We start from the raw sequence: 5,612 nt of genomic DNA on the forward strand, positions 1-5,612 counted from the left end.
ACTTCGAAAACGCCGGATACGCTTCCGTCAAAACATGAAACGCTCTAGGATCCGGTCAGTCGCGTTCGGTGGCGCCGAATTCTTCCGGTTTCGCGCCTTGTCGAAGCACAGCCGCGCGATAATTTCCTTGAAGGCGTGGGCGCTTCTCCCTTCACGACAGGAGTTGACCATGAAACACCAGACACTCGACCAACTGCAGGCCGTCGCCAGGATTGAATCCACGGCGCCACATTCGGAAATGACCCGAGAAGAGCGGATCGCGCGATGGGCCGAACTTCTCGATCAGAATCCCGAGCGATGCCTTGGCGCGTTTAGAGGGACCGAACATCTGCATCCGGAGGTACGCGCCATGGCACGCGGCGAAGGGTCGGCGATCGCTGTTGCCTTCGAAGACCCGGTGCTGCGCGCGTCGGGTCTAAGGGATGACACTTATGGCGAGGCCAAGCGCTTCTTCGAACTGAATGACTGGCAACTGCACGACATCGTTTGCGATTGTCACGTAGGCGCCACCATGAAAGCGGGGTGGGCCGCCGCTCGGGTCCGCGCGACAATTGGCGGCAACAGGTTTCTTGCCTGGTTGAGGCAAAGGATCATGTTCTGATGCGTGCCGGGCGGCTCAGGTGAGGACCGTCATCTGTTCGCGACCGCACGGTGCGACCCACCTGATCCGTCTTGTCGATCAGTCCCTGTGTTCGTGGCATAGCCGAACGGCTGCACGTTACTCCTTCTGCGTCCCGCCGGCGACGGCGGCGGCAAACGGGCACTGTGCGTCCTACAGACGGTTGGTCCTGGACGCTGTCGGGCACTTCCAACACGTGAGGCCTCACAAGAGGTTTCGCGGCTGTTGATGTGCTTTCTCAACAGTTTCGGCAGCTGATAATCGCTGCTCAGCGGTCCATTCGGCTTCAATCGCACAAGCTGGAACCTGATGCATCACCGCGCATTTCGTCTCCATTGGTGGATCGAAACGATAGCCAGGGAGAATTCTGATGCAAACTTCAGCCGCAACTTCAGGACACGACTTTCGCCAACTGACCATAGAACCGTTTGCCGGAACGGTGACGGTGCGATTTTCCGACGCCGTGGTCGCGGCCACGGAGCACGCGAAAGTTCTCAGGGAAGAGGGACAGGAGCCGACATTCTTTGTCCCTTTCGAGGACATCTATTTCGACCTTTTCGAAAAGACCAACACCACAAGCAGCTCACCGCTCAAGGGAACCGCGAGCTATTGGCGGGTCCATGCTGTCGGTAGCTCGGCCGACGACTTCATGTGGACATACGAGACGCCCGATACTGCAGCGCGGGCCATTGCAGGTCATGGCGCTTTCGATCCGCGAAAGGCGCGCATCGATGTCGACCCGATGGAGGACAAACGGCACACCCCCCATGTCATGGAATAGGATTATCTTCCATGTCGATGCCGGGCTTGGCATATGGTCCGTTGGGGCGCCGATGCATGCATGTCTGCGTGGATATGCAAAGGCTGTTTGCCGAGCCGTCGCAATGGGCGACCCCCTGGATCACCCGTGTCCTCCCTCAAATCGAGAGCCTGGTCGAAAGACGAGCGCCAGAGACCGTCTTCACGCGCTTCCTGCCCGCGCAAAAGCCCGGGCAGGGCGTTGGCACATGGAAGCGCTATTATGAGCGCTGGGCCTCGATGGCGATCGAAAATATCGGGTCCGAAATGGTCGACTTGTTGCCGGCACTGGCCGCTTACTGCCCGCCGGCGGCCATCATCGACAAGCACATATACTCGCCCTGGTTCGAAGGTCACCTCAGGGCCTTTCTGAACGAACGCGACATCGACACGCTGGTCATCACCGGCGGCGAAACCGACGTGTGCGTTCTGGCTACGGTGCTCGGAGCGATCGATTTCGGCTATCGCGTGGTTCTCGTTACGGACGCGCTGTGCAGTTCTTCCGATGCCACGCATGACGCGCTGTTGACCGTTTATCACCAACGGTTCGCACAGCAGGTGGAGACGGTCGAGATGGAGACGGTTCTCTCGAACTGGGTCTGACTTGCCGGTCATCTGCCAAGCATTCGATGCCTACGACTTGCCTCAGTCATCGGGCCTTGCGTGCAATGTCGATTGGGTCGCGAGAGCTTCTTGACCTTCGCAACCTTGTCGAATAGCTAGGGCGTGCGTGCGCGGGTATGGTGAAATGGTATCACATGAGCCTTCCAAGCTCTTGGTGCGGGTTCGATTCCCGCTACCCGCTCCAGATTTTCAGCTACACATCGGCAAGCCGAAACACTGCGCGGCAGGCGCGCAGCGCTTCAGGCATTGGCGTGCGCCGCGCTAGCCGTTGAACGCGGACGCGACCTGGTGCTGCTGCGGCACCTGGCCGTTCGGCGTCAGCTTGTCGACGATGCCGGGCAAGGCAGCCGATAGTTGCTTGAGCAGCTCCTGTTCGTCGAGCCCCGTCCGTTGGGCGATCTCGCGAATGACTTGCGGTCCGATCGCGTTGCCCAGCTCATTGGGGTTGATCGATTGGTTCTGGCCGGTGCCGACCCACGAGTCGGCGACATTGCCATGGCCGGCATTCTTGAGCTTGTCGAGCAGGCCGCCCAGTCCGCCGAGCAGGCCGCCGTCACCAGATGCGGATCCGGCGGCAGTGGGATCGGCCGGCACGGGTGCTCGAGGCTGGTCCGGCTGTTCGGCGCTTCTGCCGCTCAGCATCTTTCCGACCAGCAGCGCACCGAGCGCGATCATCAGCGGTTTGGTGATGTTGCCGCCGGGAACGGCGTTGTCAAAAAGTCCCATAGTGGATCCTCCATCTGGCCAAGCCCTGCCCATCGTCAACAATGGCGCAATCGGGCGGAATTTCAAGCTGGCTTGTGGTTTTGACATTCATATGAAAATGTCGGGTTGGCGGGGGATGGAGAGGAAAAAAATGGGTATCATCAGCTGGATCATTCTCGGCGTCATCGCCGGCTTCATCGGCAGCAAGATCGTCAACAAGACCGGTCAGGGCATGATCATGGATATCGTGCTCGGCATTGTCGGTGCCATTGTCGGCGGCCTGATCTTCAGTGCCTTCGGTGCTTCGGGCGTCACCGGCCTCAACATCTACAGCTTGATCGTCGCGGTCGTGGGTGCCGTCGTGGTGTTGTGGGCCTATCATCAGTTCTCGGGCAAGCGGACCATCTAGGCGTCGGCAGACTACCAGCTCTGCCGAATCCCGAATTGCGATAATCCGCCGTCGGTGCTGCCTGCGCTCACGGCATCGGAAGCCATATGCCGGCGTGCCGCCGCGGATCAGGCGACCACGGCCAGCCGACGCTTGCGCTGGTCTAGCGACACGATGGTCAGCCCGCTGCAGACGACCAGCAGGATGCCGCAGACCGCCAGTGCATTGGGGAATTGCCCAAACACCAGCAGGCCCGAAATGACGGCCCAGACCGTGAAGCAGTAGTAGAACGGCGCTACCGCTCCGGTCGGCCCGACGCGGTAGGCCATGAAGATGAAGAAGTGGCCGAAGATCAGGAAGAAACCGGCTCCCGCCATCAGCAGCAGGTGATGCGCCTCCGGCGCCACCCAGCGCTCGGAAACCAGATGCGCGACGCCGGCGCCGATCAGGACCACGACGATCGCCGAGATCGCCACGATCATTCCTGGCACTTCGGCGGTGATCTTGCGGCCGGCCAGATCGCGGGCGGCGGCGAATGTCGCGTTGCCGAGCGCCAGCAAGGCGTAGACCGAAATGCCTTGCATGGTCGGCTGCGCCACCATCAGCGCGCCGATGAAGCCGAGTCCGATCAGCGCCATGCGTTGGCCGCCGATACGCTCGCCAAACAGGATCGAGGATCCGACCAGCATCAGGAGCGGCGTGATCTGCCCCAGCGCGGTGGAATCGGCGATCTGCATGTTGGCGAGCGCGACGACGTAACAGAGGATCGCCGCCAACTCGAGCAGGTTCCTTCCCAGCACCCGCTTGTCGAAGATCAGAGGGACTTGCTTGCCGTAGCCGAGCGCAAACAACAGCGGAAAGCCCCACAGCGTTGCCGCGGCACCACGCAGGAAGAGCACTTCGTAGGACGGCAAGCCGGCAGTGGCGAGCTTCATCATCGTGTCGTTGACCAGATACGACCCGGTCGAGACGATCATGAACAGCGGGCCGCGAATGGCAGTCGGGATGAAATGCATCTGCGTAGGAAATCAGACGCGGATCGTCGCCGCAATGGGCCATGGACCGCCAACAAACCCAACAGTGAGGGATGTAGAAGCCGCAGGAAACCCCGCATTGCTCCGTCGGCCTTCGCCCATTCCATTTTCAATGTCGCGTCCCTATATCGGTGCCATATCCCCGCAATCGGATCATGGGTTCTGGCCGAGTGAGATGGCGCCCGGGCAAAAGACGCTTGTGTTTTTTGGCCTTTCTCGCTAATCGCCCCGCATTCGACTGAACTGAAGGTCCAGGCCGTCCAAGGAAAGAGACTATGGCAAAAGGTAAATTCGAGCGCACTAAGCCTCATGTGAACATCGGCACGATTGGTCACGTCGATCACGGCAAGACGTCGCTGACGGCTGCGATCACCAAGTATTTTGGCGAATACAAGCGCTATGACCAGATCGACGCGGCGCCGGAAGAGAAGGCGCGCGGCATCACGATCTCGACGGCTCACGTCGAATACGAGACCGAGAACCGCCACTACGCGCATGTCGACTGCCCCGGCCACGCCGACTATGTGAAGAACATGATCACCGGCGCCGCGCAGATGGACGGCGCGATCCTGGTCGTGTCTGCCGCCGACGGCCCGATGCCGCAGACCCGCGAGCACATCCTGCTTGCCCGTCAGGTCGGCGTGCCGTCGATCGTGGTATTCCTGAACAAGGTCGACCAGGTCGACGACGCCGAGCTGCTCGAACTGGTCGAGCTCGAGGTTCGCGAGCTGCTGTCGAAGAACGAATTCCCCGGCGACGACATTCCGATCGTCAAGGGTTCGGCGCTTGCCGCACTCGAAGATTCGAACAAGACGATCGGCGAGGACGCGATCCGCGAGCTGATGGCTCAGGTCGACGCCTACATCCCGACGCCGGTTCGTCCGCTCGACAAGCCGTTCCTGATGCCGATCGAAGACGTGTTCTCGATCTCGGGCCGTGGCACGGTCGTGACCGGCCGCGTCGAGCGCGGCGTGGTCAAGGTCGGCGAGGAACTGGAAATCATCGGCATCCGTCCGACGACCAAGACGACCTGCACGGGCGTGGAAATGTTCCGCAAGCTGCTCGATCAGGGCCAGGCTGGCGACAACATCGGCGCGCTGCTGCGCGGCGTTGATCGTGAAGGTGTCGAGCGCGGCCAGGTTCTGGCCAAGCCGGGCACGGTGAAGCCGCACAAGAAGTTCGTGGCCGAAGCCTACATCCTGACCAAGGACGAAGGTGGCCGTCACACGCCGTTCTTCACCAACTACCGTCCGCAGTTCTACTTCCGCACGACCGACGTGACCGGCATCGTGTCGCTGCCGGAAGGCACCGAGATGGTGATGCCCGGCGACAACATCACGGTCGATGTCGAGCTGATCGTGCCGATCGCCATGGAAGAGAAGCTGCGCTTCGCCATCCGTGAAGGCGGCCGCACCGTCGGTGCCGGCATCGTCGTCACCATCAA

The 5,612-nt window shown here is 61.0% G+C and carries 7 protein-coding genes and 1 tRNA gene; 6 read left to right on the top strand and 2 right to left on the bottom strand.

The annotated features are described in order from the left end of the window. The first annotated feature begins 169 nt into the window (after positions 1-169). From EOA36_RS25700 to EOA36_RS25715, 4 genes are all read left to right on the top strand, one after another. On the top strand, positions 170-601 hold the full coding sequence (locus EOA36_RS25700; protein WP_127279961.1) for a hypothetical protein: 432 nt from the start codon (positions 170-172) through the stop codon (positions 599-601). A gap of 388 nt (positions 602-989) precedes the next feature. Then, positions 990-1,400 (top strand): DUF427 domain-containing protein, encoded by a 411-nt coding sequence (locus EOA36_RS25705; protein ID WP_127279955.1) that lies wholly within the window; start codon positions 990-992, stop codon positions 1,398-1,400. 11 nt (positions 1,401-1,411) lie between these two features. After that, positions 1,412-2,020 (top strand): isochorismatase family cysteine hydrolase, encoded by a 609-nt coding sequence (locus EOA36_RS25710; protein WP_127279956.1) that lies wholly within the window; start codon positions 1,412-1,414, stop codon positions 2,018-2,020. 131 nt (positions 2,021-2,151) lie between these two features. Next, positions 2,152-2,225: transfer RNA gene (locus tag EOA36_RS25715), tRNA-Gly, on the top strand. Between the two features lie 77 nt (positions 2,226-2,302). Here EOA36_RS25715 and EOA36_RS25720 read toward each other — a convergent pair. Beyond that, complete coding sequence (locus EOA36_RS25720) at positions 2,303-2,767, bottom strand: YidB family protein (protein WP_127279957.1); 465 nt, start codon at positions 2,765-2,767, stop codon at positions 2,303-2,305. Positions 2,768-2,897: 130 nt separating this feature from the next. Between EOA36_RS25720 and EOA36_RS25725 the strand changes: the two genes are divergently transcribed. Continuing rightward, positions 2,898-3,155: a GlsB/YeaQ/YmgE family stress response membrane protein gene (locus EOA36_RS25725; protein WP_127279958.1), complete on the top strand. Its 258-nt coding sequence runs from the start codon at positions 2,898-2,900 to the stop codon at positions 3,153-3,155. A 107-nt stretch (positions 3,156-3,262) separates the two neighbouring features. On the opposite strand, the gene EOA36_RS25730 is transcribed toward EOA36_RS25725, so the two are convergent. After that, complete coding sequence (locus EOA36_RS25730; RefSeq protein WP_127279959.1) at positions 3,263-4,150, bottom strand: DMT family transporter; 888 nt, start codon at positions 4,148-4,150, stop codon at positions 3,263-3,265. Between the two features lie 293 nt (positions 4,151-4,443). Between EOA36_RS25730 and tuf the strand changes: the two genes are divergently transcribed. After that, a partial coding sequence (gene tuf, locus EOA36_RS25735; protein WP_127279960.1) for an elongation factor Tu occupies positions 4,444-5,612 on the top strand: 1,169 nt, incomplete at its 3' end.

The sequence above is a fragment of the Mesorhizobium sp. M8A.F.Ca.ET.021.01.1.1 genome (assembly GCF_003998025.1).
GTDB lineage: Bacteria > Pseudomonadota > Alphaproteobacteria > Rhizobiales > Rhizobiaceae > Mesorhizobium.

Coding starts and splice junctions, on each gene's coding strand:
- EOA36_RS25700 (WP_127279961.1), top strand. CDS start 170: ATGAAACACCAGACACTCGACCAACTGCAGGCCGTCGCCAGGATTGAA.
- EOA36_RS25730 (WP_127279959.1), bottom strand. CDS start 4,150: ATGCATTTCATCCCGACTGCCATTCGCGGCCCGCTGTTCATGATCGTC.
- EOA36_RS25725 (WP_127279958.1), top strand. CDS start 2,898: ATGGGTATCATCAGCTGGATCATTCTCGGCGTCATCGCCGGCTTCATC.
- EOA36_RS25720 (WP_127279957.1), bottom strand. CDS start 2,767: ATGGGACTTTTTGACAACGCCGTTCCCGGCGGCAACATCACCAAACCG.
- EOA36_RS25710 (WP_127279956.1), top strand. CDS start 1,412: ATGTCGATGCCGGGCTTGGCATATGGTCCGTTGGGGCGCCGATGCATG.
- EOA36_RS25705 (WP_127279955.1), top strand. CDS start 990: ATGCAAACTTCAGCCGCAACTTCAGGACACGACTTTCGCCAACTGACC.